The 24,254-nt window shown below is 63.9% G+C and carries 23 protein-coding genes and 2 pseudogenes; 14 read left to right on the top strand and 11 right to left on the bottom strand.

Translation table 11 applies throughout. The features are described from left to right. Window positions 1-90 precede the first annotated feature (90 nt). Complete coding sequence (locus WIN67_RS20440) at window positions 91-600, bottom strand: DUF1993 domain-containing protein (RefSeq protein ID WP_102864642.1); 510 nt, start codon at window positions 598-600, stop codon at window positions 91-93. Between the two features lie 71 nt (window positions 601-671). Further along, window positions 672-1,700: an AraC family transcriptional regulator gene (locus WIN67_RS20445; RefSeq protein WP_102881840.1), complete on the bottom strand. Its 1,029-nt coding sequence runs from the start codon at window positions 1,698-1,700 to the stop codon at window positions 672-674. A 177-nt stretch (window positions 1,701-1,877) separates the two neighbouring features. Between WIN67_RS20445 and WIN67_RS20450 the strand changes: the two genes are divergently transcribed. Then, the gene (locus tag WIN67_RS20450) at window positions 1,878-4,397 is read left to right on the top strand and encodes a flavin-containing monooxygenase (RefSeq protein WP_339069959.1); all 2,520 of its coding nucleotides are present in this window, start codon (window positions 1,878-1,880) and stop codon (window positions 4,395-4,397) included. A gap of 221 nt (window positions 4,398-4,618) precedes the next feature. Next, window positions 4,619-5,269 carry a YceH family protein gene (locus WIN67_RS20455; protein WP_102864640.1) on the top strand — a complete coding sequence of 217 codons (651 nt, stop codon included), beginning with the start codon at window positions 4,619-4,621 and terminating at the stop codon, window positions 5,267-5,269. Between the two features lie 39 nt (window positions 5,270-5,308). Here the strand turns inward: WIN67_RS20455 and WIN67_RS20460 are convergent, their stop codons facing one another. After that, a complete protein-coding gene (locus WIN67_RS20460; protein ID WP_110652863.1) occupies window positions 5,309-6,127 on the bottom strand; it encodes a shikimate 5-dehydrogenase in 819 nt (272 codons plus the stop codon). 255 nt (window positions 6,128-6,382) lie between these two features. On the opposite strand from WIN67_RS20460, the gene WIN67_RS20465 reads away from it, so the two are divergent. From WIN67_RS20465 to WIN67_RS20475, 3 genes are all read left to right on the top strand, one after another. Next, window positions 6,383-6,742, top strand: a complete 360-nt coding sequence (locus WIN67_RS20465; RefSeq protein WP_102864638.1) for a hypothetical protein — start codon at window positions 6,383-6,385, stop codon at window positions 6,740-6,742. Between the two features lie 247 nt (window positions 6,743-6,989). Further along, the gene (locus WIN67_RS20470; RefSeq protein WP_102864963.1) at window positions 6,990-7,184 is read left to right on the top strand and encodes a hypothetical protein; all 195 of its coding nucleotides are present in this window, start codon (window positions 6,990-6,992) and stop codon (window positions 7,182-7,184) included. A 108-nt stretch (window positions 7,185-7,292) separates the two neighbouring features. Beyond that, window positions 7,293-7,475: a hypothetical protein gene (locus tag WIN67_RS20475; protein ID WP_110652864.1), complete on the top strand. Its 183-nt coding sequence runs from the start codon at window positions 7,293-7,295 to the stop codon at window positions 7,473-7,475. Here WIN67_RS20475 and WIN67_RS20480 read toward each other — a convergent pair. Beyond that, a complete protein-coding gene (locus WIN67_RS20480) occupies window positions 7,472-8,533 on the bottom strand; it encodes an AI-2E family transporter (RefSeq protein ID WP_102881844.1) in 1,062 nt (353 codons plus the stop codon). The two genes, WIN67_RS20475 and WIN67_RS20480, sit on opposite strands and share 4 nt — an antisense overlap. 158 nt (window positions 8,534-8,691) lie before the next feature. Between WIN67_RS20480 and yegQ the strand changes: the two genes are divergently transcribed. Further along, a complete protein-coding gene (yegQ, locus tag WIN67_RS20485) occupies window positions 8,692-10,017 on the top strand; it encodes a tRNA 5-hydroxyuridine modification protein YegQ (protein WP_102881845.1) in 1,326 nt (441 codons plus the stop codon). Window positions 10,018-10,065: 48 nt separating this feature from the next. Here the strand turns inward: yegQ and WIN67_RS31155 are convergent, their stop codons facing one another. The 3 genes and pseudogenes from WIN67_RS31155 to WIN67_RS20495 form a co-directional block, all read right to left on the bottom strand. Further along, on the bottom strand, window positions 10,066-10,887 hold the full coding sequence (locus tag WIN67_RS31155) for a methyl-accepting chemotaxis protein (RefSeq protein ID WP_372342511.1): 822 nt from the start codon (window positions 10,885-10,887) through the stop codon (window positions 10,066-10,068). 84 nt (window positions 10,888-10,971) lie between these two features. Continuing rightward, window positions 10,972-11,745 (bottom strand): annotated as a pseudogene (locus tag WIN67_RS31160) (cache domain-containing protein); the annotation flags it as partial. A gap of 192 nt (window positions 11,746-11,937) precedes the next feature. Then, entirely contained in the window at window positions 11,938-13,254 is a 1,317-nt protein-coding gene (locus tag WIN67_RS20495) for a Na+/H+ antiporter family protein (protein ID WP_170003402.1), read from the bottom strand. 1,490 nt (window positions 13,255-14,744) lie between these two features. On the opposite strand from WIN67_RS20495, the pseudogene WIN67_RS31165 reads away from it, so the two are divergent. Next, a pseudogene (locus tag WIN67_RS31165) lies at window positions 14,745-14,891 on the top strand (HAMP domain-containing protein); the annotation flags it as partial. A 102-nt stretch (window positions 14,892-14,993) separates the two neighbouring features. Further along, window positions 14,994-15,749 carry a methyl-accepting chemotaxis protein gene (locus tag WIN67_RS31170; RefSeq protein WP_372342512.1) on the top strand — a complete coding sequence of 252 codons (756 nt, stop codon included), beginning with the start codon at window positions 14,994-14,996 and terminating at the stop codon, window positions 15,747-15,749. A 296-nt stretch (window positions 15,750-16,045) separates the two neighbouring features. Here WIN67_RS31170 and WIN67_RS20505 read toward each other — a convergent pair whose 3' ends face one another. From WIN67_RS20505 to WIN67_RS20520, 4 genes are read right to left on the bottom strand one after another with little or no spacing between them, the layout of a single operon-like run. Continuing rightward, window positions 16,046-17,359, bottom strand: coding sequence for a sensor histidine kinase (locus WIN67_RS20505; protein WP_110596166.1), 1,314 nt, complete (start codon window positions 17,357-17,359; stop codon window positions 16,046-16,048). Continuing rightward, entirely contained in the window at window positions 17,356-18,024 is a 669-nt protein-coding gene (locus WIN67_RS20510; RefSeq protein WP_102864630.1) for a response regulator transcription factor, read from the bottom strand. Before WIN67_RS20510 ends, WIN67_RS20505 begins: the two co-directional genes overlap by 4 nt. Further along, window positions 18,024-18,338: a PepSY domain-containing protein gene (locus tag WIN67_RS20515; RefSeq protein ID WP_102864629.1), complete on the bottom strand. Its 315-nt coding sequence runs from the start codon at window positions 18,336-18,338 to the stop codon at window positions 18,024-18,026. The genes WIN67_RS20510 and WIN67_RS20515 overlap by 1 nt, the downstream gene beginning before the upstream one ends. Then, window positions 18,338-18,658 carry a PepSY domain-containing protein gene (locus WIN67_RS20520; protein WP_102864628.1) on the bottom strand — a complete coding sequence of 107 codons (321 nt, stop codon included), beginning with the start codon at window positions 18,656-18,658 and terminating at the stop codon, window positions 18,338-18,340. Before WIN67_RS20520 ends, WIN67_RS20515 begins: the two co-directional genes overlap by 1 nt. Window positions 18,659-18,819: 161 nt before the next feature. On the opposite strand from WIN67_RS20520, the gene WIN67_RS20525 reads away from it, so the two are divergent. The 6 genes from WIN67_RS20525 (at window position 18,820) to WIN67_RS20550 (ending at window position 24,247) form a co-directional block, all read left to right on the top strand. Further along, on the top strand, window positions 18,820-19,899 hold the full coding sequence (locus tag WIN67_RS20525; protein WP_339069961.1) for a patatin-like phospholipase family protein: 1,080 nt from the start codon (window positions 18,820-18,822) through the stop codon (window positions 19,897-19,899). Window positions 19,900-20,029: 130 nt separating this feature from the next. Next, window positions 20,030-20,386 (top strand): 6-carboxytetrahydropterin synthase QueD, encoded by a 357-nt coding sequence (gene queD, locus WIN67_RS20530; RefSeq protein WP_011062303.1) that lies wholly within the window; start codon window positions 20,030-20,032, stop codon window positions 20,384-20,386. 35 nt (window positions 20,387-20,421) lie between these two features. After that, complete coding sequence (locus WIN67_RS20535; RefSeq protein ID WP_339069962.1) at window positions 20,422-20,928, top strand: nucleoside 2-deoxyribosyltransferase; 507 nt, start codon at window positions 20,422-20,424, stop codon at window positions 20,926-20,928. A 141-nt stretch (window positions 20,929-21,069) separates the two neighbouring features. Continuing rightward, window positions 21,070-21,930: a MurR/RpiR family transcriptional regulator gene (locus WIN67_RS20540; RefSeq protein ID WP_339069963.1), complete on the top strand. Its 861-nt coding sequence runs from the start codon at window positions 21,070-21,072 to the stop codon at window positions 21,928-21,930. Window positions 21,931-21,962: 32 nt separating this feature from the next. Next, window positions 21,963-22,520, top strand: coding sequence for a D-alanyl-D-alanine dipeptidase (gene ddpX / locus WIN67_RS20545; protein ID WP_102881853.1), 558 nt, complete (start codon window positions 21,963-21,965; stop codon window positions 22,518-22,520). Between the two features lie 149 nt (window positions 22,521-22,669). Further along, complete coding sequence (locus WIN67_RS20550; RefSeq protein ID WP_102881854.1) at window positions 22,670-24,247, top strand: ABC transporter substrate-binding protein; 1,578 nt, start codon at window positions 22,670-22,672, stop codon at window positions 24,245-24,247. Window positions 24,248-24,254 lie beyond the last annotated feature (7 nt).

The following is a 24,254-nucleotide window of genomic DNA, read 5'->3' on the forward strand; positions in this document are numbered from 1 at the left end:
TCACGGCCACTAAAAAGCCCGGCCAGGGTCAACCTGGCCGGGCTTTTTTATGCGTGCTGAAAGGCTCGTGCCGCTCTTCAGCAGGACGCCTTAGAACGCGCCCATGTAGTCGCGCTTGCCCACTTCCACACCGTTGTGACGCAGGATCGCGTAGGTGGTGGTGACGTGGAAGAAGAACTGCGGCAGGCCGTAGGTCAGCAGGTAGGACTGGCCACTGAAGCGCTTCTCTTTCGGAGTGCCCGGACGGGTGACGATCTCGATGCCTTCCTTGCCATCGATCTGCGAAGGCTGGATGCCTTCGATAAAGGCCAGGACCTTGGCGATCAGCGCCTGCAGGTCAGCGAAGGTGACTTCAGTGTCGTCGTACTTGGGCAGCTCGACCTCGGCCAGGCGAGCCGATACGCCCTTGGCGAAGTCCACGGCGATCTGCACCTGACGCACCAGCGGGAACATGTCCGGATACAGGCGCGCCTGGAGCAGGGCATTGGGTTCGATATTCTTCGCCGTGGCGTGAGCTTCGGCCTTGTGCAGTACATCGCTCAAGGCGTTGAGCATTTGCTTGAAGACAGGAACGGAAGCGGCGTACAGGGAAATAGTCATGACAGTCTCGACATGGATGGCGGAAATACAACGAGCAGCGATTATAGCCACAGCGGCCGACCCCGGGGCCTTTATCCCGGCGGCCCTTGGCGATAGGCGCTGGGTGCGACGCCAAACCAGCGCTTGAAGCTCTGGGAAAAACTCGACAGGTCGCTGAAGCCCAGCCGCTCGGCGATCTGCGTCAGGCTCAAGGCCGGGTTGCCCAATAGCTCCAAGGCCCGGGCGCTGCGGTGCTGGCTCTGTAATTGCCGGTACGACGTGCCCTCCTCCTGCAAACGACGCTTGAGGGTGCGCACGCTGGTCCGGCTCAACCGCGCCATGCTCGGCAGGTCCGGTACGCTGCCGGAGGGGGCGGCCTCTAGATACTGGCGCACCAGGGCCGTAGCCCCCTGAGGCGCTGAACGACGCTCCAGCAACTGTGCACACATCTGCTCGCACATCGACACCGTCAGTGGATTGGCCTGGGGCAAGGCCCGGGTCAGGAAGCGCCGGTCGAAGGCCAGGCCATGCTGCTCGGCCCGATAGGCGGGACTCAGGCCCAGGATCTGCTCCACCTCCCCCGTGCTGCGCGCCACAGGACGGCCATTGCACCGGGTAAACCGCGTCAGGCGAAAGTCCGGGCCCACAATCTCCTTCATCAATACCGCCGCAGCGGCCATGTCCCGCTGCAGCAGAAACTCCCGTACCGCCGGGTCCGCCACCGCAGGCTCAGCAAACGTCAGCACGCCCAGCTCCTGCTCCACTCGATAGCCGATCGTGGCAAAGGCATAAGTCAGGGGTAAGAAGCGCAAGGCCAGGTTCAAGGCATCCGCCGCGGTCGTACTGCTGATCAGGCCATAGCCAAACAGGCCGTAGCTGGAGAAGTGATAGCGCGCGCCCACGACGTAACCCAAGCCCCGGGGATTGCCCAGCAAACCCAGCAGATTGCTCACCAGTTGCAGTTCCTGAGCCGCCGTCAACAGGCTGTTGGGGTCCTGCAACTGCTCCAGGGACAACCCAGAACCGGCCAGCAAACTCGCCACTGGCAAGCCCTTTTCGCGGCCGAAGCTCACCAGCAGCAAGGCGCTGGAAGGTCCTCGGGTGTAGGTCTGGATACTCATGGGCCGCACTCATGAACCGCTGATTTGGCCCAAATACTAAAGCACTTGTCCCATTACAGCATGGGGCCTGCACTTTATTCCCTGCATGCTTCACTGATCGGGGCTGCACCACAGAAACAAGGACGTGGCCTCGGGAGGATCAACCCAGTGCCGCACAACAATAACAACGAGGTCGTCATGCCCCAATCAGCACCTGCCTGTACCCCACCCTCCAGCTCAACCGCGCCCCTTGAGGCCCTGATCATCGGCAGCGGCTTCGGCGGCCTGGGCATGGCCATCGCCCTGCGCAAGGCCGGGGTCGATCAGTTCATCCTTCTTGAGAAAGGCCAGGACGTCGGTGGCGTCTGGCGCGACAACACCTACCCCGGCGCCGCCTGCGACGTGCCTTCGCACCTGTACTCGTTTTCCTTCGAGCCCAACCCGAACTGGTCCCGGGTGTTCGCCCCCCAGGCAGAGATCCACGGTTACCTGCAGCATTGCGCCCAGCGCTACGACCTGCTGCGCCACATCCACTTTGGCAGCGAAGTGCGCCACGCCCGGTTCGATGAAGCCAGCAGTTGCTGGCAGGTCATCTGCCGCGATGGCCAGGCGCACTTCAGCCGCCTGCTGATCAGCGCCACTGGCCAACTGAGCCGCCCCGCCCTGCCCAATCTGCCGGGCCTGGACAGTTTCCAGGGGCATGTATTCCATTCCGCAGCCTGGGACCATCACTACCCTCTGGCCAACAAGCGGGTAGCGGTGATCGGCACCGGCGCCTCGGCCATCCAGTTCGTTCCGCAGATCGCCGATCAGGTGGCCGCGCTCAAGGTCTTCCAGCGCTCCCCGGCCTACATCATGCCCAAGGCCGACCGCGCCTACCGCCCGGAGGAAAAACAGCGATTCGCCCGCCATCCGCTATGGGCCAAACTGGTGCGCGCCGCCCACTACCTGCATTTCGAATCCCGGGCCCTGGGCTTTACCCGCCTCAAGAGCCTGACCCAATGGGTGGTCGGTATTCCTTTTCACAAGCTGCTGAATGCCTCGGTGCCCAACCCCGAACTGCGCCAGCGCATGACCCCGAACTATCCCATCGGCTGCAAACGCATCCTGCTGTCCAACGACTACCTGAAAACCTTCGCCAGCCCCCATGTCGAGCTGTTGACCCAGGGCATCGAGCGTATTACCGAGCACGGCATCACAACCCTCGACGGCCAGCAGCATCCGGTGGATGCCATCATCTATGGCACCGGCTTCGCCGCCACCGAATTCCTTTCGCCGATGCACATCAGCGGCCGCGGCGGGGTCGACCTGAACCAGGCCTGGCAACATGGCGCGGCAGCCTACCTGGGGCTCAGCGTGCCCGGCTTCCCCAACTTCTTCATGCTCTACGGGCCCAACACCAACCTGGGCCACAACTCCATCATCCACATGCTGGAAAGCCAGATATCCCACGTGATCAAGGCCCGCCGGGCGTTGCTCAAAAGCGCGGCGAAAACGCTGGAGGTGGACGAGTCGCCCTACCAGCGTTTTCAGTGGCGCATCCAGCGCCGCCTGGCCACTTCGGTGTGGAGCGGCTGCCAGAGCTGGTATGTCGACGCACAGGGGCACAACAGCACCAACTGGCCCGGTTTCACCTGGAGCTACAGATGGCTGACCCGCTATGGCGGACTGTCCGCCTACCGATTTGCCAGCCCCCTGGACGCGCCGTTTTCGCCCAGCGATGGACAGCGAGTGGCCCCACCCGGGGATTGGCTGGAACGGTGCAACGCGGCTTTCTTGCGGCTTTTCCTGAGAGCCAGTTTCAGGACCCTGATCGGCCCGCCGCGGCAACTGGTGAGCCAGCGCAAGCTCGTCAACGCCCTCTCCTGGCTGATGCCCGGTGGCCTGGGCGTAACCCGCAAGCGCACGAGCCTGGGTCAGTTGGCGGTGCAGCGCGTCGAGCCCAAGGCCCGGACCTCGAACGCGGTCATCCTCTACCTGCACGGCGGCGCCTTCTGCCTGGGCAACCCGGACACCCACTACAGCGTCACCAGCCGCCTGGCCAGGGAGACTGGCTGCCGCGTCTGGGCGCCCGACTACCGACTGGCACCGGAGCATCCCTACCCGGCCGCGCTGGACGACTGCCTGGCCTGTTATGACGCCATCCGTGCCCAGGGCTGCCCGGCGCAACAGCTGCTGATTGCCGGTGACTCTGCCGGGGGCGCCCTGGCGCTGGCACTGGCGCTGACCTTGAAGCAACGCGGCGAGCCGTTCGCGGCCGGGCTGATATTGCTCTCGCCGGTTACCGATCCCGACTTGGGCGCAGACCGCCTTCAATCCCGAACCGCGGTCGACCCGATGATCCGCCGCGACTGGCTGGAGCAGGCCCTCAAGGCCTACGCCGTCCCTGCGCAGACGCTTTCACATCGCCCCCTGGAAGCGGACCTGCGCGGCCTGCCGCCGATGCTGATCCAGGTCGGCGACCAGGAACTGCTGTTGTCCGACTCCCTCCGCCTGGCCGAACGGGCACGGGCGTCCGGCGTACCCTGCCAGCTGGAAATTCACGACGGGCGCTGGCATGTCTTCCAGTTGCAGGCCTTCTATCTGCGCTCTGCCAGGAACGCCCTGCGCAGCATCGCCCGGTTTGCCCAGCGGTGCCTGGAACCCGTCGCCAGTCCCCCAACGCCGTCCACGCCGCGGGCCGCAGCCGAACCGGCACAAGCTGCGCAATCCAGCTGAAACCTGCCGCCGCGCCGACTGCGCGGCGGCCTTGCCTTGCTTGAAAGCCACAACCCGATCTCCGCCCCACCAAGTTCTGATGGTCAGAACCGGCTTGTGAAGGTAAAACAGAGCCCCTCGAAGAAGGCCGACTCGGCCACGGAAAACTCAAGACCGCCCTAGCGCGCCATGCACCGGGTTTTCCACGACCTCATCCATCAGTGACCAAGGGACCAGCACTTATGAGCAACGAGCACGACACCCCCAGCGAAGCACTGCGCCTGAGCAGTACCGACATCCGCGTTCTGGGTTCGTTGATCGAAAAGCAGGCCACCAGCCCGGAAACCTATCCCCTGACCCTCAACGCCCTGGTGATCGCCTGCAATCAGAAAACCAGCCGCGAACCGGTGATGAACCTGACCCAGGGCCAGGTCGGCCAGAGCCTGCGCGCCCTTGAGGCCCGGGGCTTCACTCGGTTGGTCATGGGCAGCCGCGCCGACCGCTGGGAACAGCGCCTGGACAAGGCCCTGGAACTGGTGCCGGCGCAGTTGATCCTGTGCGGCCTGATGTTTCTGCGCGGTCCGCAGACGGTCAACGAACTGCTGACTCGCAGCGGGCGCATGCATGATTTCGAAGACAGCGAACAGGTCCTGCACCAGCTCGAACGCCTGATTGCCAGGGGCCTGGCCCTGCACATCCCGCGTCAGGCCGGCCAGCGCGAGGACCGCTACACCCACGCCCTGGGCGACCCGGCGGATATCGAAGCGATCCTCGCCGCCCGCGGCAACCCGGTGGAGCGCAGTGCCGGCGGCGCGGTTTCAGTGGAACGCATCGAAGAACTGGAAGCGCGGATTGCCGCCCTGGAAGAACGCTTGGCCCAACTCGAAGGCTGAGCTGACGCGTCCCCATGGGCCGCTGACGACAATGCCGGCTCAAGCCCGAGCGAAGGCCACCGCCTTGTGGAACTGCTCCTCGCTCGGGCGCACGCCGGTATACAGCACAAACTGCTCCAGGGCCTGAATCGCAATCACCTCCAGCCCGGTGATGACCTGCTTGCCCTCGGCCCTGGCCCGCAGGATCAACGGTGTCTCCGACGGCACGGCCACCACATCGAACACCCGGTCCGCCGCAGCAATCGCCTCGGCCTCGAACGCCAGCTGCTGCGCTTGCGGGCCACCGCTCATGCCGATCGGGGTCACGTTGATCAGCATCTGCGGCCGCAGGCTGCCCAACTCCGCCCGCCACTCATATCCCAAGGCACTGGCCAGGGCGCGCCCGGTGACTTCATTGCGCGCGACGATCACGCCCTGGGCATAACCGCCATCACGCAAGGCACTGGCCACCGCCTTGGCCATGCCGCCGCTGCCGCGCAGGGCGAAAGTTGATTCCCGTGGCACGTCGTGCTCGGCCAACAACTGAGCCACGGCAATGTAATCGGTGTTGTAGGCCTTCAGGTGACCGTCGGTATTGACGATGGTGTTGATCGAAGCGATGGCCCTGGCCGAGGCATCCAGCTCATCCACCAGGGCGATGCAGTCCTCCTTGAACGGCATGGACACGCCGCAGCCGCGAATCCCCAACGCGCGGATCCCCCGCACCGCACCAGGCAGATCCTGACTGCTGAAGGCCTTGTAGTAGAAATTGAGCCCCAACTGCTCATACAGATGATTGTGAAAACGCAGGCCGAAGTTCCCCGGACGCCCGGACAGCGACATGCACAACTGGGTGTCTTTGTTGGGGTTCATTTGCATATTCATCTCCTCGCTGGGCACTTTCGGATAGACGGGCTTGGTCAGCCAAGCCCCTTGTGCCTGATCATATCGGCGCTGGTTTGCAGGCCCCTGCAGCGCCCAGGGATGACGGTAAAGAGGCCGGTACAGACCTTACACAATATTTACTCAGCGGCTGTGCAGATTTTCCAGAAACCGCTGTCTTAGCAGTATCCCCGCGTCAGTTCTTGAGTCTGGTGCAGACCATAAACGCAGGGGTTGAACCGAGGACCAATCATGATTTCCAAAATCCCCAAGATTGCCCTGCTCATAGGTGCACTGGCTGTCGCCGGCCAGGCATCGGCCCACGGTGGTGGCTGGGCCGGCCCCGCGGCACTGGGCGCAGTTGTCGGTGCAGCCGTTGTGGGCTCGGTGATCGCCAACCAGGATCGTCCGGTCTACGTGCAGCAGGCGCCGGTGTATGTGCAACCCCAGCCGGTGTATGCCGCGCCACCACCGCCGGTCTACTACCAGCCGGCACCGGTCTATGTCCAACAACCGGTCTACTACCGCCCGGCGCCGGTGTACTACGGCCCGCCACGGGGCTACTACGGCCACCCTCATTACTACTACGGCCCACGTCCCGGCCGCTGGTAACCGTCCACTGAAACAGCCACAGGCCCCGCCCTCGAAGCGGGGCCTATTGCATTTTGCCATCACCCGGATGTCTGAATAATCCCGAACAATGTCGCGACTGGAACAGTATTTGCCTGCAAATCCGGGAATAGTGTGCTGATCCCACGACGGCCCTGAGCAACGCGGGACTGTCATGTTTGTGTCATTCAAGGACTGCAAGATCGACCCAGTCCGCTCGCCACAGGCCCATAACAACAAGGACGACCCCATGCCCACGCAAAACCCCCACCGCGTCGAAGGCCTCTGCACCTCCAGCCGGGTGTACGACGCCCTGACCGAACTCAAGCATCTGGAAGGCCATCGCTGCGCCAAGTTTCTCTCGCTGCTGGCCCAGAATCTGGTGCGCAAGGGCCTGCTCAATGAGCAGGAGGTGCTGCACATGCTCGATCAGGTGGTGGACTGAACCACCGCAACCGCTAGCACCGGCATCAATGTCCACTATCAGACTGGGTGATTTTTCGTAGCACTTGAGGCTTTGTAAGGTAACTCCTCGCCCATCGAGGAGGTTGTCATGCCCAAGGTCCAGATCATGTCCGTCATCGGCAGTGCCGTCCCCGCGTCGCTCAGGGAACTGGGCTTGCTGGCCTGCTGGTACCTGGTACGCGACGGCGAAGCCGTCAGCGGCCCGCTGACCTCCCTGCCCGCCGCCCAGGCCCTGTCCAGGCAACTCGATCTGCACAGGGTCCACTGCTAGGGCAACTGCACCCGAGGCCGGGTTTCAACGAACAGCGCCCAACTGGACATGAACAGCGCGGCGATCAAGGGCCCGATGACAAAGCCGTTGAGGCCGAAGATCGCCAGCCCGCCCAGGGTCGAGATCAGGATCAGGTAGTCCGGCATCTTGGTGTCCTTGCCCACCAGGATGGGTCGCAGCAGGTTGTCCACCAGGCCGATCACAAACACCCCGAACACCCCCAGCACTACCCCTTGCCAGATCGCTCCGCTGATCAGGAAGTACGCCGCCACCGGCCCCCAGACAATCCCCGCCCCCACCGCCGGCAGCAACGACAGAAACGCCATCAGCACCGCCCACAACAGGGCACTGGGAATATCCAGGAACCAGAAGATCATTCCCCCCAGGGCGCCCTGGGTCACCGCCACCAGCACATTGCCCTTGACCGTAGCCCTTACCACCCGATTGAACTTCAGTTGCAGCCGGCGTTTCTGGTACTCGGCCAGGGGCACGGCGGTGCGGATCTTGCGCGCCAGTTCGGCGCCATCACGCAAAAAGAAGAACAGCAGGTAGAGCATGATGAAGAAGCTCACCACGAACTCGAAGGTGCCCTGACCGAAGCTGAACGCCTGGGTCGCCAGATACTGACTGCCCTGCATCGCGCTCTTGACCGTTTTCTCCTGCAAGCCCTTGAGCTCGCCAAGGCCCAAGCGATCCAGCAAGTGCTGGAAGTAGGGTGGCAGGCTGTGCTTGAACTGGGCCAGGTAGCCGGCGATGTCCAACTGACCGCTTTCGATCTTCTTGTACAGCTCGGCCCCTTCCTGGACCAGCAACACACTGGTGATGATCACCGGCAAGATGGCGATCACCAGGCAGATCAGCAGGGTGCATAAGGCCGTGAGATTGCGCGGCCAGCCGAACTTCAATTGCAGGCGGCGCTGCAAGGGAGCAAAGACGATGCCCAGGATCACCGCCCAGAACAGTGCTCCGTAGAACGGCAGCAAAATCCAGATGAACGCCACCGTCACCAGGACCAGTAACAGCAGCAGGCTTTTGTTTTGCAGGTTGTTTTGATTCATGTCCGATCCAGATCAGTCAACGCCCCATCACGGCGTCCTGAGGTTAGTCCGCAGCCGTGATGCCGAGTGCGTTTTTTTCTGCATCAGACATAGATCCAGATCAATGAATGCCCGCCAGCACTGGCTTACCCTCGCGACCTTTTGCGACCGACAGCCCCATGACGCTCCTCGCCAAGCCCGAACTCCTGGCCCCCGCCGGCACCCTGAAAAACATGCGCTACGCCTTCGCCTACGGCGCCGATGCGGTGTACGCCGGCCAACCGCGCTACAGCCTGCGGGTGCGCAACAACGAATTCGACCACGCCAACCTGGCCCTCGGTATCCGCGAGGCCCAGGCCCAGGGCAAGCGTTTCTACGTGGTGGTCAACATCGCCCCGCACAACGCCAAGCTCAAGACCTTTCTCAAGGACCTGGAGCCTGTCATCGAGATGGCCCCGGATGCGCTGATCATGTCCGACCCGGGGCTGATCATGCTGGTGCGCCGGCACTTCCCGGCCATGCCGATCCACCTCTCGGTGCAGGCCAACACGGTGAACTGGGCCAGCGTCGAATTCTGGCAACTGCAAGGGCTGACCCGGATCATCCTGTCCCGGGAACTGTCCCTGGAAGAAATCGAAGAAATCCGCCAGAAAGTGCCGGCCATGGAGCTGGAAGTCTTCGTCCACGGCGCCCTGTGCATGGCCTATTCCGGACGCTGCCTGCTCTCGGGCTACATGAACAAGCGCGACGCCAACCAGGGCACCTGCACCAACGCCTGCCGCTGGAAATACAAGGCCGAAGCAGCCACCGAGAACAACCTCGGGGACATCGTCCAGACCTTCCAGCCAGAGCCGACCCTGGGCCTGGGGGCGCCCACCGACCAGGTGTTCCTGCTCCAGGAAGCCAATCGCCCGGACGAGCTGATGCCGGCCTTCGAGGACGAGCACGGCACCTACATCATGAATGCCAAGGACCTGCGGGCGGTGCAGCACGTGGAGCGCCTGACCCGCATGGGCGTGCACTCGCTGAAGATCGAGGGCCGGACCAAATCCCACTTCTACTGCGCGCGCACCACCCAGGTGTACCGCCGGGCCATCGACGACGCGGCGGCCGGGCGCGAGTTCGACCGCAGCCTGATGAACGATCTGGAGTCCCTGGCCCAGCGCGGCTACACCGAAGGCTTCCTGCGGCGCCATGTACATGACGAGTACCAGAACTACCAGAACGGCAGCTCGGTGTCGGAACGCCAGCAGTTCGTCGGCGAACTCACCGGCGAACGCCGTGACCGTCTGGCAGAAGTGAAGGTGAAGAACCGTTTCGCCCTGGGCGATCACATGGAACTGATGACCCCCAAGGGCAACTTCCATTTCGATCTGCACGAACTGCAGAACGCCAAGGGCGAAACCATCGAAGTCGCCCCGGGGGATGGCCACACCGTGTACCTGCCGATCCCCGATCAGGTGGACCTGCGCTTTGGTCTGTTGATGCGCGACATCAGCGCCTGAGGGGCAGCGCTCTTGCCAGCCGCCCCAGGCGGCTGGCTGAGCACAACATCAGATCCGGAACTGCCCCACCAACCGACCCAGGCGCTGCCCCAGGTCCGCCAGACTGCGGGACGTCTGGGCGCCACGCTGGGTTTCATCGGCCACGCTATCCACCGCCACAGCGATCTGATGCACGCTGCGGTTGATCTCCTCGGCCACTGCGGTCTGCTCTTCGGCGGCACTGGCAATCTGCGCGTTCATCGAATTGATGGTGCCAATCAGCTGGGCCATGGTGTCCAGCGAAGCCCCGGCTTCGTTGGCTTTCACCGAGGTGCCATCGCCGGCGTCGCTGGAGCGGCGCATGGCGTCCACCGCCACCCGGGTGCCCTGCTGCAGGCGATCGATCATGCCCTGGATTTCCTGGGTGCTTTGCTGGGTACGGCTGGCCAGGGCCCGCACTTCGTCGGCGACCACGGCAAAACCGCGCCCGGCCTCCCCGGCCCGGGCCGCTTCGATCGCGGCGTTCAAGGCCAGCAGGTTGGTCTGCTCGGCGATGGAGCGGATCACATCCAACACGCTGACGATCGACGCCACGTCCTGCTGCAAGCTGTCCAGAGAGGTGCCGCTGTTGCGAATATCGCTGACCAGGGCATGGATCTGCTGGATGCTGCCATCCACCACGCGCTTGGCCGCCTGGCCTTCCTCATCGGTCTGTTGCGCCGCCACCGCCGCCCCCTGGGCACTGCGCGCCACTTCCTGGGCAGCCGAAGACATTTCATTGATCGCCGTGGCCACCTGATCGGTCTCGTGACGCTGACGCTCCATGGCCTGTTCCGAACGCTGGGCCTGATCCGAAACCTGGGTCACCAGCTCGGTGAGCTGCCCGGTCATCTCGGTGATCTGGCGCACCAGACCGTGGATCTTGTCGACAAAACGGTTGAACGAACCGGCCAGTTCCCCCAGTTCGTCCTGGCTGGTGATCGCCAGACGCCGGGTCAGGTCGCCTTCGCCGGCGGCGATGTCATCCAGGTTGGCCTTCATCAGGTTCAGCGGCCGCAGCATGGTGTTGGCCACCAGCATGCCCAGGGCCGCAATCACCAGCAGCACCACCGCAGCGATCCCGAGGATGCTCAGGACCATGCCTTCCATGCGTTGGTTGACGCTGTCCTGGACCGCCGCCACCTGGGCGTCGATGCCGTCGAGATTGACCGAGGTGCCCAGCACCATGTCCCACTTGGGCAGGTACTCGGTGTAACCCAGCTTGGGCACCAGCACATCGCTGCCCGGCTGGGTCGAGCTGTATTGCACGTAATGGCTGCCGTCCTTGCCCACACGCACCAGTTCGCGGTTGACGTAAACGCCGTTGGGGTCGCGATTGTCCTTGAAGCTCTTGCCCACGCCGTCCGGGCTGTTGCCCTTGAACAGGCGCACGGTTTCGGAGTCGTAGCCGAAGAAGTAGCCGTCCTTGCCGTAAGTGATGTTGGACAGCAGCTTGACCACCTCGGCCCGCGCCGCCTGATCCCCGGGCGCCGCCGCGTCATACAGGGGTTTGACCGTATTCAGGGCGACTTCGACATAGCTCTGCAGCGTGGTCTTGGCCTCGCCCAGCAGACGACTACGGGTTTCCTCAACCTCTTTCTGGGCCTGCTGGCGCAACATGAACACCGTGCTCAGGCTGATCACCAGCGCGAACAGCAGTACCGGGAGTACCGCCAGGGACAGGACTTTGGCCTTCAGGCTCAAGCGCATAGTGGGCTCACTCTTGGTTTTTTATTGGCGTGATAACCGCGTTAACGGCACACCAAAACAAAAGTTGAGCCCGAACCCGTAGGAGCCGGCTTGCCGGCGAAGAGGCCCTTGAGCCTTGCACCGACCTTGTCGACGCCTTCGCTGGCAAGCCATCTCCTACAACAACCCCCGGCTTCTAGGAGAGCGAGATAATCAGAGGACCATGGCCGCGACCCAGCCAAAGGCCAGCAGCGGCAGGTTGTAATGCAGGAAGGTCGGGACCACGGTGTCCCAGATGTGATGGTGCTGGCCGTCGATGTTCAGCCCCGAGGTCGGGCCCAGGGTCGAATCCGAGGCCGGCGAGCCTGCGTCACCCAGCGCCCCGGCGGTGCCCACGATGCAGACAATCGCCAACGGGCTGAAACCCAGCTGCACGCACAAGGGCACGAAGATCGCCGCCAGGATCGGCACCGTGGAAAACGACGAACCGATGCCCATGGTCACCAACAGCCCCACCAGCAACATCAGCAAGGCACCCACGCCCTTGCTGTGGCCGATCCACGCCGCCGAGGCTTGCACCAGGGAATTGACCTCGCCGGTGGCCTTCATCACTTCGGCGAACCCGGAGGCGGCGATCATGATGAAACCGATCATGGCCATCATCTTCATGCCTTCGGTGAACAGGTCGTCAGTCTCGCGCCAGCGCACGATGCCCGACACCGAGAAAATCAGGAAGCCGCACAAAGCCCCGATAATCATCGAGTCCAGCAGCAACTGGATCACGAACGCAGCGACGATAGCCGCCCCCGCCACCAGCAGGGTCCGCGGGTTGTACTGCACCGCCACCTGCTCGACTTTCTCGATCCGATCCAGGTTATACACGCGCTTCTTGCGGTAGCTGACAAAGGCCAGCAGCAAGCCGCAGAGCATGCCCAGGGCGGGAATGCCCATGGCGTGGGTGACGTTGACCTGGCTGATATCCACCCCGCTGCGGGCCACGTTGGCCAGGAGGATCTCATTGAGGAAGATGTTGCCGAAGCCCACCGGCAGGAACATGTAGGGGGTGATCAGGCCGAAGGTGATGACGCAGGCGATCAACCGCCGGTCCAGTTGCAACTTGGTCAGTACATAGAGCAGCGGCGGCACCAGCAGTGGGATGAAGGCAATGTGGATCGGCAGAATGTTCTGCGAAGCAATCGCCACCACCCACAACAGGCCGATCAGCAGCCATTTGACCTGGCCGCCGCCGTGGGCGTCCTGGCGATCCACCAATATCAGGATCTTGTCCGCCAGGGCATGGGCCAGGCCGGACTTGGCGATGGCCACGGCGAAGGCGCCGAGCAAGGCGTAGGACAGGGCCACGGTGGCACCGCCACCCAGACCACTGTTGAACGCCTTGAGGGTAGCCTCGATCCCCAGGCCACCCGTCAAACCGCCCACCAGGGCACCAATGATCAGGGCGATCACTACATGCACGCGGGACAGGCTGAGCACCAGCATCACGCCAACCGCGGCAATTACTGCGTTAATCATCGTTACCTCATTACTGCGCCGCTAAAAAAGGCGCAAAAGCCTGTGACCGACCGGAAGGCAGCGGGCTGCCGACATCGAGATGAAAGAGGTTCTTATTAGAGGGCGCGCACTTTGCAGCAGCGCAACCAGCTTGTCAAAACCCGCACCCCGCCGCCCGTAGGAGCAAGCTTGCCCGCAAAGCCCCCAAGACCCACCCCGTGCCCGTGGCGAGGACGCTCGTTCCCGTCGGGCTGCACAGCAGCCCCAGAGCCTCACGGCTTATTTCGAACAAGCGTTTAAAGAACGCCGTTCGTCGGCCGTTACAGTGCAAAGTCTCAGATATTTATCGAATAAAGGACGCCTCCATGTCGCTCAGACAACTTTCCATCCAATGGAAGATCACCCTGCTGGCCGGACTCTGCCTGTTGGGCATCGTGTCGCTGTTGGTGGGGCTTTCGCTGTATCGCATGGAGCACAGCTCCGAGCTGGTGAAAGCGTCGAGCATGGAGATGCTCAACGAAGCAGCCCAGGCGCGGATCGAAGCCCAGGGTGAAGTCCAGGCACTGGGCATTCGCCAACAGTTCATGGACGCCTATCAATACGGCCACGGCTTTTCCCGCCAGGTGCTGTTCCTGCGGGAACAGGCCGAGAAACGCTTCCTCGACGCCTTCGACCTGCGTGAAGACCTGACCCGCCAGGTCAAGTCGGCGCTGCAGGCCAACCCCGACCTGCTGGGCCTGTCCCTGGTGTTCGAAGCCAACGCCCTGGATGGCAAGGACGAGTTGTTCAGCGGCCAGAGCGAATTGGGCAGCAACGAAAAAGGCCGCTTCGCCCTGTACTGGTCCCAGCCCACCCCGGGCCAGCTGACCTCCATGGCGTTGCCGGAAAGCGACATGAGCGACACCCGCAGCGGACCCAGCGGCCAACCGGCCAATGCCTGGTTCACCTGCCCGCGCAGCACCCTCAAGCCCTGCGTGATCGAGCCCTACTTCTATGACATCGACGGCCAGAAGGTGCTGATGACCAGCATCGTCTTCCCGCTGCTGGTCAACGGCAAAGTCATCGCCTCGCTGTCGGTGGACATCAACCTCAACAGCCTGCAGGCCATCAGCCGAGATGCCAGCCAGAAGCTCTACGCCGGCCAGACCAGCGTCAGTATCCTCAGCCCCGCAGGCCTGCTGGCCGGCTATAGCCCGGATGCCAGCAAGCTCAGCCAGCGCCTGGACAGTGTCGACAGCGTCAACGGCGCCGAACTGATCCGCCAACTGGCCGATAGCACCCAGACCCACAGCCTGCACAGCCAGGAGAAACTCAAGGTCCTCGCCCCCTTCACCCCGATCCCTGGCGGCAAGCCCTGGGGCGTGCTGCTGGATGTGCCGGAAAAGGTCCTGGTGGGTCCGGCCGAAGCCTTGAAAAGCGAACTGGACGCCAGCAACAACAGCGGCACCCTGATGGAGCTGGGCCTGGGCCTGCTGGCTGCCGTGGTGGGCCTGCTGCTGGTGTGGCTGATGGCGCGCAGCGTGACCCGGCCGATTCTCGGCGTGGCCCACATGCTCGAAGACATTGCCAGCGGTGAAGGCGACCTGACCCGGCGCCTGGCGTACAACAACAAGGACGAGCTGGGGCAACTGGCCGGTTGGTTCAACCGTTTCCTCGACAAGCTGCAACCGATCATTGCCGAAGTGAAACGCTCGGTGCAGGACGCCCGCGGCACCGCCGACCAGTCATCGGCCATCGCCACCCAGACCAGCGCCGGCATGGAACAGCAGTATCGTCAGGTGGACCAAGTGGCCACTGCTTCCCACGAGATGAGCGCCACCGCCCAGGACGTGGCCCGCAGTGCGGCCCAGGCGGCCCAGGCGGCGCGGGATGCCGACCAGGCCACGCAACAGGGCCTGACCGTGATCGACCGCACCACCCGCAGCATCGATCAACTGGCCGCCGACATGAGCGCCGCCATGACCCAGGTCGAAGGTCTGGCCGCCAACAGCGAACAGATCGGCACGGTACTGGAAGTGATTCGTTCGATTGCCGAGCAGACCAACCTGCTGGCCCTCAACGCTGCCATCGAAGCGGCCCGCGCCGGAGAGGCCGGGCGCGGTTTTGCCGTGGTCGCCGACGAGGTGCGCAACCTGGCCCAACGCACCCAGGAATCGGTGGAGGAAACCCGCCAAGTGATCGAGCAACTGCAAACCGGCACCCGGGACGTGGTGGGCTCCATGAACAGCAGCCACCGCCAGGCCCAGGGCAGCGTTGAACAAGTGGGTCAAGCCGTGACCGCCCTGCGACAGATCGGCGACGCGGTGACGGTGATCAGCGACATGAACCTGCAGATCGCCAGCGCCGCCGAGCAGCAGAGCGCAGTGGCCGAGGAGATCAACAGCAACGTGGCGACCATTCGTGACGTCACCGAATCGCTGTCGGAACAGGCCAATGAATCGGCGCGGGTCAGCCAGTCCCTCAACAGCCTGGCCAACCAGCAACAGAGCCTGATGGACCAGTTCCGCGTCTGACCTGTAGCCGCTGCCGCAGGCTGCGATAGCCCCCAAGAGGGCGCCGCCCTTGAGGACGCCGAAGGCCCTTCGGGCCTTGTCGCAGCCTCGCCGTTATAGATCGGGGTCGAACCGGGTTGGTGTAGCCGCTGCCGCAGGCTGCGATGGCCCCCAAGAGGGCACCGCCCTTGAGGACGCCGAAGGCCCTTCGGGCCTTGTCGCAGCCTCGCTGTTGCTCGGCAGCGGCTACAGAGGGCGCCAAGGTTCGACGGTTGATCGACAGCCGTCACGGGCGCCGAACCTAGCGCCCGGCGCGTTCAGCGCTTGGGCAGTTCGACCTCCACCCGCAAGCCGCCCCACTCGCTGTCCCCCAGGCTCAGCGTGCCGCCGCAGGCGTCGACTATGTCGCGCACGATGCCCAGGCCCAGCCCGTGGCCATCGGTTTGTTCATCCAGCCGTGCGCCACGACTGAACACCTCGTTACGCCGCGCTTCGGGAATGCCCGGGCCGTCGTCCTCCACCCGCAGGCAAAAGCCCTGCGGCCGCTCCTCGACGCTCAGGCGCACCTGGGCATCGGCCCATTTACAGGCGTTGTCCAGCAGATTGCCCAGCAGCTCCAGCAGGTCTTCCCGGTCCCAAGGCAGGCGCAGCCCCGGTGGCGCCTGGTAACTCAAGTCCAGGTGCTCGCCATGGATCATGTTCAAGGTCGCCAGCAAACCCGGCAGTTCGGCATCGCATTCGAACAGCACCCCGGGCAGTGCATCCCCCGCCAGCCGCGCGCGGTTGAGTTCGCGATTGAGGCGTTGCTGCACTTGCTGCAATTGCTCCAGCAGCACCCTGCGTACCTCGGGGTGGCCCTCGAGCTTGGGCCCCGAAGCCAGACTCAGGAGTACCGCCAGAGGGGTTTTCAAGGCGTGGCCAAGGTTGCCCAGGGCGTTGCGCGAGCGGTTCAGGCTGTCTTCGGTGTGGGCCAGCAAATGGTTGATCTGCGCCACCAGCGGCTCCAGTTCAACCGGCACCTGGGCGTCCAACTGCGAGCGCTGGCCCTGCTGCAACTGGGCGATCTGCTCCCGTGCGGTCTCCAGGGGACGCAAGGCGCGGCGCACGGTAATCCGCTGCAGCAGCAGAATCAGCAGCAACCCGGCCAGCCCCAGGCCAAGACCGACCTGACGCATGCGCTGGAAGCTCTCGCGCACCGGGGTGTAATCCTGGGCCACGCTGATGGAGATCGATTGCCCGAGGCGCTTGTAGTCGCTGCGCAGCACCAGCAGTTGCTGGCCTTCCGGCCCCAGTTGCAGGTCGCTTTGCAGGCCGGCGCGCTGCAGCTGCGGCAGCTCCTGATCCCACAGGGAACGGGAACGCCAATGCACATCAGCGAAATCGATACGGAAGTAATGCCCGGAAAAGGGCCGTTGATAGGCAGGCGACAGACGACGCTCGTCCAGTTGCAAACCTTGAGGACCACGGACCAGCGCCAGCAGCAGGCTTTCACTGTCTTCCTGAAGTCCCGCCTCCAGGTAACGCTGCAGGCCCACCTCAAACAGCCAGAGGCTGGTCTGCGCCAATACCAGGCCGACCACCAGCATCACCGTGATCAGGCCCAGACTCAGGCGCCGCTGGATCGACCTCACGAATCACTCCCGCCGAACAGGTAGCCCTGGCCGCGGCGGGTTTCGATCACGCTGCGCCCCAACTTGCGCCGCAGGTGATTGACGTGGACTTCAAGGACATTGGAGTCGCGTTCGGTTTCACCGTCGTACAGGTGCTCGGCCAGATGGCTTTTGGACAGGATCTGCTGCGGGTGCAGCATGAAATAGCGCAACAGGCGAAATTCCGCGGCGGTCAGCAACACGTCCTGGCCATCACGGACCACGCATTGGCGACCTTCATCCAGGTGCAGCCCGGCGGCCTGCAAGGTCTGCTGATTGGCCTGGCCGTGGGAGCGACGCAACAGCGCCTGCACCCGCAGGTGCAACTCCTCGGGGTGAAAAGGCTTGCTCAGGTAATCGTCGGCGCCAGCCTTCAGGCCCTCGATGCGCTCGGCCCAGGAGCCGCGGGCGGTGAGGATCAGCACCGGGGTCGCCAGGCCACCGGCGCGCCATTGACGCAGCACCTCAAGCCCCGGGACCCCGGGCAGGCCAAGGTCGAGAATGATCAGGTCATAGGGTTCACTGGCACCCTGGTACAGGGCATCGCGGCCGTCGGCCAGCCAGTCCACCGCGTAGCCCTGGAGTTTCAGGCCCTCCAGCAGTTCATCGGCCAGGGATACGTGATCTTCCACAACAAGCAGGCGCATCAGTCGTCTTCCTCATCTTTCAACAGGCGCCCAGTGGCGGCATCCAGGTCCAGCTCGCGGACCACGCCGTCCAGGGTCAACAGCTCAACCTCATAAATGTACACATCATGTTTTTCTTCCAGTTCGGCTTCCAGCAACTTGGCGCCGGGATAGCGGTCCATGGCTTGCTGCAGGAGTTGCTCCAGGGGCAGGATCACCCCCCGCTGGCGCAGGCGCAGGGCCTCGTCCTGGTCCAGGTCACGGGCCACTGCCAGGGAGCAGAATAGCAACAGCGCCAGGGCCACCCGGCTGCCGGCGCGCATCGTCGAGTTCATTAAGTGTCCTGATGATCCTTGAGTACCTGGCCGGTCACGGCGTCCAGCTCCAGGTCCCACTCCAGCCCTTGCGGGTCACGCAGTTCAACCTGGTAGATGTACTTGCCGTACTCCTCTTCCAGCTCGGTTTCACTGATGCTCGCCCCAGGATGCCGGGACAGGGCCGTGGCATTGAGTTTTTCAAAGGACACAATGGTACCAGCGTCGCGCAGCCGCAGGGCTTCGTCGGGGCCCAGGTCGCGGGCATGGGCCAGGCTGGCGGCCAGGCTGGTGGTCAGAGCGATGAGGCTGGCGCTGAACAGCGCGGTCAGGGTTTTCATGACAGGTCTCCAAGGTCAGTGGCCAAAGGCCGATGGCGCCGACGATACCCAAGGCAACTTAATTGAAACTGAATCGCCATCATGGCCCTGACACAAGTTTCACTCGGCCCGAAGCGCCCGGGTTCTCTATACTCGGCGGCTGATTCAAGAGTGAGCCCGGTATGACCGCCATCCATATCAAGTTTCCCGCCCTGACCCTCAAGGCCGGCCCCCGCGCCCTGGCCCGCATCCGCCGCCAAGGCCTGCACGCCGGCGAAGTCGGCACCTTGCCGGGCGCTGCCGGCGGCCCCAAGGCCCTGGGCATTCAGGGCCTGGACCTGGCGCTGTTCGGTGAATGGCTGCCGGCGGTGCCCCGTGAGCGTTCGCTGATTGGCGCCTCGGTGGGTTCCTGGCGCTTTGCCAGTGCCTGCCTGCCGGACGCCGCCGAAGGCATCCGCCGCCTCGGTCAGCTGTACAACGCCCAGAGTTTCGCCAAGGGCGTGACCATGGCGCAGATCAGCCACAGCTCCCAGCGCATGCTCGATGAGCTGCTCGATGGCCGCGACGCGGCGATCCTCGACAACCCTCACTACCGACTGAACATCATGGTGGTCAAAAGCCACGGCCTGCTGGCAGACGATCACCGCGGGCGCCTCGGCCTGGGCCTGTCTTCGGTGATCGCCGACAACCTGCGCGGCCGTGCGCGCCTGTCGCGGCACTTCGAACGCCTGGTGCTGCATGACCCGCGCCTGGCTCCGCCGCTGCACGCCCTGGAAGACTTCCCTTCGCGCTTCGTGCCCCTGGACCGCAGCAACCTGCGCCAGGCGCTGCTGGCCTCGGGCTCGATCCCCATGGTCATGCAGGGCGTGCGCGAACTGCCCGGCGCCGGGGCCGGCACCTTCCGCGACGGCGGCCTGCTGGACTACCACCTGGACCTGCCCTACAGCGGCAGCGACATCGTGCTCTACCCGCACTTCACCGACCGGGTGATCCCCGGCTGGTTCGACAAGACCCTGCCCTGGCGCCGGGCCAGCCCGGAGCGCCTGCGCGACGTCCTGCTGCTGGCGCCGTCGAAGGAATACCTGGCGCGCCTGCCCTACGGCAAGCTGCCGGACCGCAACGACTTCAAGCGCTTCATGGGCGATGACGCCGGCCGGCAAAAATACTGGCGCAGCGCCATGGACGAAAGCCGGCGCCTGGGCGATGAATTCCTCGAACTGGCGGCGCAGAACCGCCTGGGCGAGCGCCTGCAAAGCCTGTGAGGCTGTCCCTGGCCGCGCACTGACCCTTTAGTCAGGGTTTTTCCGCAGCCCGGGAGCCAAGCTGATAAACTCGCCGCCTGCCTCAACTCGCCCCCCCGGGCGACGCCACCTGACAGAGCTGACCGACACTGTGGAAATCTTCAAAGAATTTACCTTCGAATCCGCCCATCGCCTGCCTTTCGTGCCCGAGGGCCACAAGTGCGGCCGCCTGCATGGCCACTCGTTCAAGGTGGCGATCCACCTCAGCGGCGAGGTCGACGCGCACACCGGCTGGATTCGCGACTTCTCGGAAATCAAGGCCATCTTCAAGCCGCTCTACGAGCGCCTGGACCACAACTACCTGAACGACATCCCCGGCCTGGAAAACCCCACCAGCGAAGTCCTGGCCAAGTGGATCTGGAACGAACTCAAGCCGCTGCTGCCGGAGCTTTCGGCGATTCGCATCCACGAAACCTGCACCAGCGGCTGCATCTATCGCGGCGAGTAAGCCGAGCCATCTACAGGTCGCAAGGAAGCTGCCCCATGAGCCCACGTATCTACCTCGCCGGTTTCGATGTGTTTCGCGCCGACGCCCAGGCCCATGGCGACTACCTCAAGCAACTGTGCAGCGCCCAGGGCCTGCACGGTCTGTTCCCCCTGGATAACCAGGCCCCGCCGGACCTCTCGCCAGAAGCCACCGCGCAGTGGATCTGCCAGCAGAACCTGGCCATGATCCGCGACTGCGACGCCCTGCTGGCCAACCTCAACGACTTTCGCGGCCTGGAGCCGGATTCCGGCACCGCTTTCGAAGTGGGCGCGGCCATCGCCCTGGGCAAGCCGGTGTGGGCCTACTTCAGCGGCCCCGCGACCCTGCGCCAGCAAGTACCCCACGACGCCCAGGGCCGCGATGCCCAGGGCTTTGCGGTGGAAGATTTCAACCTGCCGCGCAACCTGATGCTGGCCTGCACCTGGAGCGGTCGCAGCACCTGTGTGGAAACAGCCATCCGTGACCTCGGGCACTGGTTGAACGCAGCCCCTGCGGCCCACTGAAGATAACCAGCAGCGTCACTTTCTGCCGAAAACGACCCCGTCGGACAAAAGCCTTGTTTTGTCGCGAAAGCCGATGTTATGTTTCTAACACTAATTACAAAAATGAAACTTCAATAACATTTTCCGCGAACGCCTGGCGAGATGGTCATGGACAAGAACAGTTTCCAAATCACCCTGGAACAGCAGTTTGCAAGCCTGACGCCCACCGGCAAGCGCATCGCCACCTACCTGTTGGCCAACCTCCAGCAGTTGCCTTTCGAAACCGCCGACAGCATCGCCCAGCAAGCCGGCACCACCGGCATTTCCGTGGGGCGCTTCCTGCGCTCCCTGGGCTACCGCAACCTGGATGACGTCAAGCAAGGCCTGCGCGGCGATGCCCCGGCCTCCTGGCTGATCACCGACCGGCTCGGCGCGTTTCGCAGCGAAGCCCATCAGGACGACGCCCTGGAGCGCTCGATGCATCGCGAGATCGAGGCCATCCAGCACGCCTACGCCTTGGCCCGCAGCCAGGTGTTCGCCGACATCGTGCGGCAGATCGTCGAGGCCGACGCGGTGTTCATCATCGGCATCCAGTCGACCCGGGGCATCCTCAACGCCTTCCACAGCCACCTGGAATACATCCGGCCCAAGGTCTACTACGTCGATGGCCTGTCGGGCATCTATGCGGAAACCCTGAACTCGGGCTTCGCCAAGCCCTACGCGATCATTTCCGATTTTCGCGCCTACTCCGCCGTCACCCAGACCTTCTGTGAAGTAGCCAACGCCAACACCCTGCCCCTGGCCCTGGTCACCGACCTGCAATGCCCCTGGGCCCGGGACTACCCGCTGGACCTGCTGCAACTGAAAACCGATGTCGGCCAGTTCTGGGATTCCCTGGCGCCGTTGACCTGCCTGTTCAACCTGATGGTGTCCGCGGTGGCCGAGGGCTATGGCGAGCGCCTGGATGAGCGCCTGGCGAAGAACCGAGCGTTGCAGGAAGCCTTCGGCCAGTTCGAATCCTGACCTTCAAGCGTGCCCCAAGATGGAGTGAGTGAGTGAACAACAGCCCCCTTGTCGAAATCGACGCCCAGCGCCATCAGCTAGAAATCGACCTGGTCTACGCCAGCGCCGACAACCTGGCCGGCCAGGTGATCTACCGCAACGCCCGCTGCCTGCTGCACAAGGACGCCGCGGCCTGCCTGTACAAGGCCAGCCAGCTGGCGCGCATGGCCGGCCTGGGCCTGCGCATCTACGACGCCTATCGCCCGGCCTACGCCCAGCAACTGCTGTGGCAGGCCCTGCCCAACCCGGACTACGTGCGCGACCCGCGCCTGGGCTCGCACCACACCCGCGGCGTGGCCGTGGACCTGACCCTGGTGGATGAAAGCGGCCAACCGCTGGACATGGGCACCGCCTTCGATGCCATGGAGCCCAAGTCGCACCAGTTCTACAGCGACCTGCCGCCCCAGGTGCAGCGCAATCGCCTGATGCTGCTGGGGATCATGCTCAGCGCCGGCTTCGAGGCGATCCCCACCGAGTGGTGGCACTACGAGTTGCCCAACGCCGAAGACTTCCCCCTGATCCAGGAGCACGACCAGCCCTTCGAACATTGATCTCCCGTTCCCCAGCCGGCCACAACAACAGGCAGCTCACTGCCCCAAGCCGGTCGTACTGCAACACCGCTTCAGCTCCAACTGCCCGGTTATAGCTTTTATAAAAAACCTGACGAACTTCCCAACATCGAATGATCAAGGAAACCGGCATGACCCCCAATCTGCGCAATAACCCTGATGTGCGTCTGTCCACCCGTGTCGCCCTGTCGCTGCTGTGCGCCGCCCTGAGCCTGGGCACCTGGCAGGCGGCCAGCGCCGCCGCGCCCAAGGACACCCTGATGATCGGCAAGGCCGCCGACCCGCAGACCCTCGACCCGGCCGTGACCATCGACAATAACGACTGGGCCGTGACCTACCCGGCCTACCAGAAGCTGGTGACCTACAAGGTCGAGAACGGCAAGGGCAGCACCGAAGTCCAGGGCGACCTGGCCGAGAGCTGGAGCACCTCCGCCGACAACCTGACCTGGGACTTCAAGCTCAAGCCCGGCAACAAGTTCGATGACGGCAAGCCGGTTGACGCTGCGGCAGTGAAGTTCTCCTTTGACCGGCTGATGCAGCTCAAGCAGGGCCCGTCCGGAGCCTTCCCGGATGACATGAGCGTGGCCGTGGTCGACCCGCTGACCGTGCGCTTCACCCTGAAGAAGCCCTACGCGCCCTTCCTCTACACCCTGGCCCACAACGGCGGCGGCATCATCAACCCGGACGTGGCCAACAAGGGCGAGGACGTCAACGCCTACCTCTCGACCCACACCGCCGGCTCCGGGGCCTTCCGCCTGAGCAACTGGCAGAAGGGCCAGTCGCTGACGCTGGAGCCCAACAGCTACTACGCCGGCCCCAAGCCAAGCCTGAACAAGGTGGTGATCAAGATCATCAGCGAAGCCTCGGTGCGCCGCCTGCAACTGGAGCGCGGCGACCTGGACATCATCGAGGACATGCCCGAAGACCAGCTCGGCACCCTGGCCGGCAAGTCCGGGGTGGTGATCCAGACCTTCCCCTCGCTGCGGGTCAACTACCTCTACCTGAACAACCAGCGTGCGCCCCTGGACAACGTCGAAGCGCGCCAGGCACTGGTCCAGGCCATCGACTACAAAGGCATCGTCGACGGCATCCTCAAGGGCCAGGCCAAGCTGATGAACGGGCCGATCCCCGACGGCATGTGGGCCCACGACCCGAGCCTGCCGCTGATGCAGCAGAACCTGGACGGCGCCAAGGCCAGCCTGGCCAAGGTGCCGCAGAAGATCAGCAACCTGACCTACCTGTACTCGGACAAGGACGCCAACTGGGAGTCCATCGGCCTGACCCTGCAAGCGGGCCTGGCGCCGCTGGGCATCAACCTGAAGATGGAAAAACTGGCCAACGCCACCATGCGTGAACGGGTCGGCAAGGGTGACTACGACGTGGCCATCGGCTCCTGGAGCCCGGACTTCGCCGACCCCTACATGTTCATGAACTTCTGGTTCGACTCCAGCCTGCAGGGCCTGCCGGGCAACCGCTCGTTCTACAGCAACCCGGAAGTGGACAGCCTGATCCGTGAAGCGGCGGCCACCAACGACACCGCCCAGCGCATCGAGCTGTACCAGAAGGCGCAGAAAATCGTCCTCAAGGACAACGTCTACGCCTACCTGTACCAGAAGAACTACAGCCTGCCGATGCGCGATTCGGTGAAGGGCTACGTGTTCCATCCGATGCTGGAACAGGTGTTCAACATCGCCGAAATCAGCAAGTAGGACCGGC

Source organism: Pseudomonas idahonensis, assembly GCF_037903935.1.
GTDB classification, from domain to species: domain Bacteria; phylum Pseudomonadota; class Gammaproteobacteria; order Pseudomonadales; family Pseudomonadaceae; genus Aquipseudomonas; species Aquipseudomonas danubii.

Bases quoted from the DNA above. Each gene is read 5' to 3' on its own strand.
- WIN67_RS20470 (WP_102864963.1), top strand. From the start codon at position 6,990: ATGCCCACGCAAAACCCCCACCGCGTCGAAGGCCTCTGCACCTCCAGC.
- WIN67_RS20515 (WP_102864629.1), bottom strand. From the start codon at position 18,338: ATGAACTCGACGATGCGCGCCGGCAGCCGGGTGGCCCTGGCGCTGTTG.
- WIN67_RS20480 (WP_102881844.1), bottom strand. From the start codon at position 8,533: ATGAATCAAAACAACCTGCAAAACAAAAGCCTGCTGCTGTTACTGGTC.
- WIN67_RS20540 (WP_339069963.1), top strand. From the start codon at position 21,070: ATGGTCATGGACAAGAACAGTTTCCAAATCACCCTGGAACAGCAGTTT.
- WIN67_RS20460 (WP_110652863.1), bottom strand. From the start codon at position 6,127: ATGCAAATGAACCCCAACAAAGACACCCAGTTGTGCATGTCGCTGTCC.
- WIN67_RS31170 (WP_372342512.1), top strand. From the start codon at position 14,994: ATGGAACAGCAGTATCGTCAGGTGGACCAAGTGGCCACTGCTTCCCAC.
- yegQ (WP_102881845.1), top strand. From the start codon at position 8,692: ATGACGCTCCTCGCCAAGCCCGAACTCCTGGCCCCCGCCGGCACCCTG.
- WIN67_RS20440 (WP_102864642.1), bottom strand. From the start codon at position 600: ATGACTATTTCCCTGTACGCCGCTTCCGTTCCTGTCTTCAAGCAAATG.
- WIN67_RS20510 (WP_102864630.1), bottom strand. From the start codon at position 18,024: ATGCGCCTGCTTGTTGTGGAAGATCACGTATCCCTGGCCGATGAACTG.
- WIN67_RS20455 (WP_102864640.1), top strand. From the start codon at position 4,619: ATGAGCAACGAGCACGACACCCCCAGCGAAGCACTGCGCCTGAGCAGT.
- WIN67_RS20450 (WP_339069959.1), top strand. From the start codon at position 1,878: ATGCCCCAATCAGCACCTGCCTGTACCCCACCCTCCAGCTCAACCGCG.
- WIN67_RS31155 (WP_372342511.1), bottom strand. From the start codon at position 10,887: ATGACCGGGCAGCTCACCGAGCTGGTGACCCAGGTTTCGGATCAGGCC.
- WIN67_RS20525 (WP_339069961.1), top strand. From the start codon at position 18,820: ATGACCGCCATCCATATCAAGTTTCCCGCCCTGACCCTCAAGGCCGGC.
- WIN67_RS20550 (WP_102881854.1), top strand. From the start codon at position 22,670: ATGACCCCCAATCTGCGCAATAACCCTGATGTGCGTCTGTCCACCCGT.
- WIN67_RS20520 (WP_102864628.1), bottom strand. From the start codon at position 18,658: ATGAAAACCCTGACCGCGCTGTTCAGCGCCAGCCTCATCGCTCTGACC.
- WIN67_RS20475 (WP_110652864.1), top strand. From the start codon at position 7,293: ATGCCCAAGGTCCAGATCATGTCCGTCATCGGCAGTGCCGTCCCCGCG.
- WIN67_RS20465 (WP_102864638.1), top strand. From the start codon at position 6,383: ATGATTTCCAAAATCCCCAAGATTGCCCTGCTCATAGGTGCACTGGCT.
- WIN67_RS20535 (WP_339069962.1), top strand. From the start codon at position 20,422: ATGAGCCCACGTATCTACCTCGCCGGTTTCGATGTGTTTCGCGCCGAC.
- WIN67_RS20445 (WP_102881840.1), bottom strand. From the start codon at position 1,700: ATGAGTATCCAGACCTACACCCGAGGACCTTCCAGCGCCTTGCTGCTG.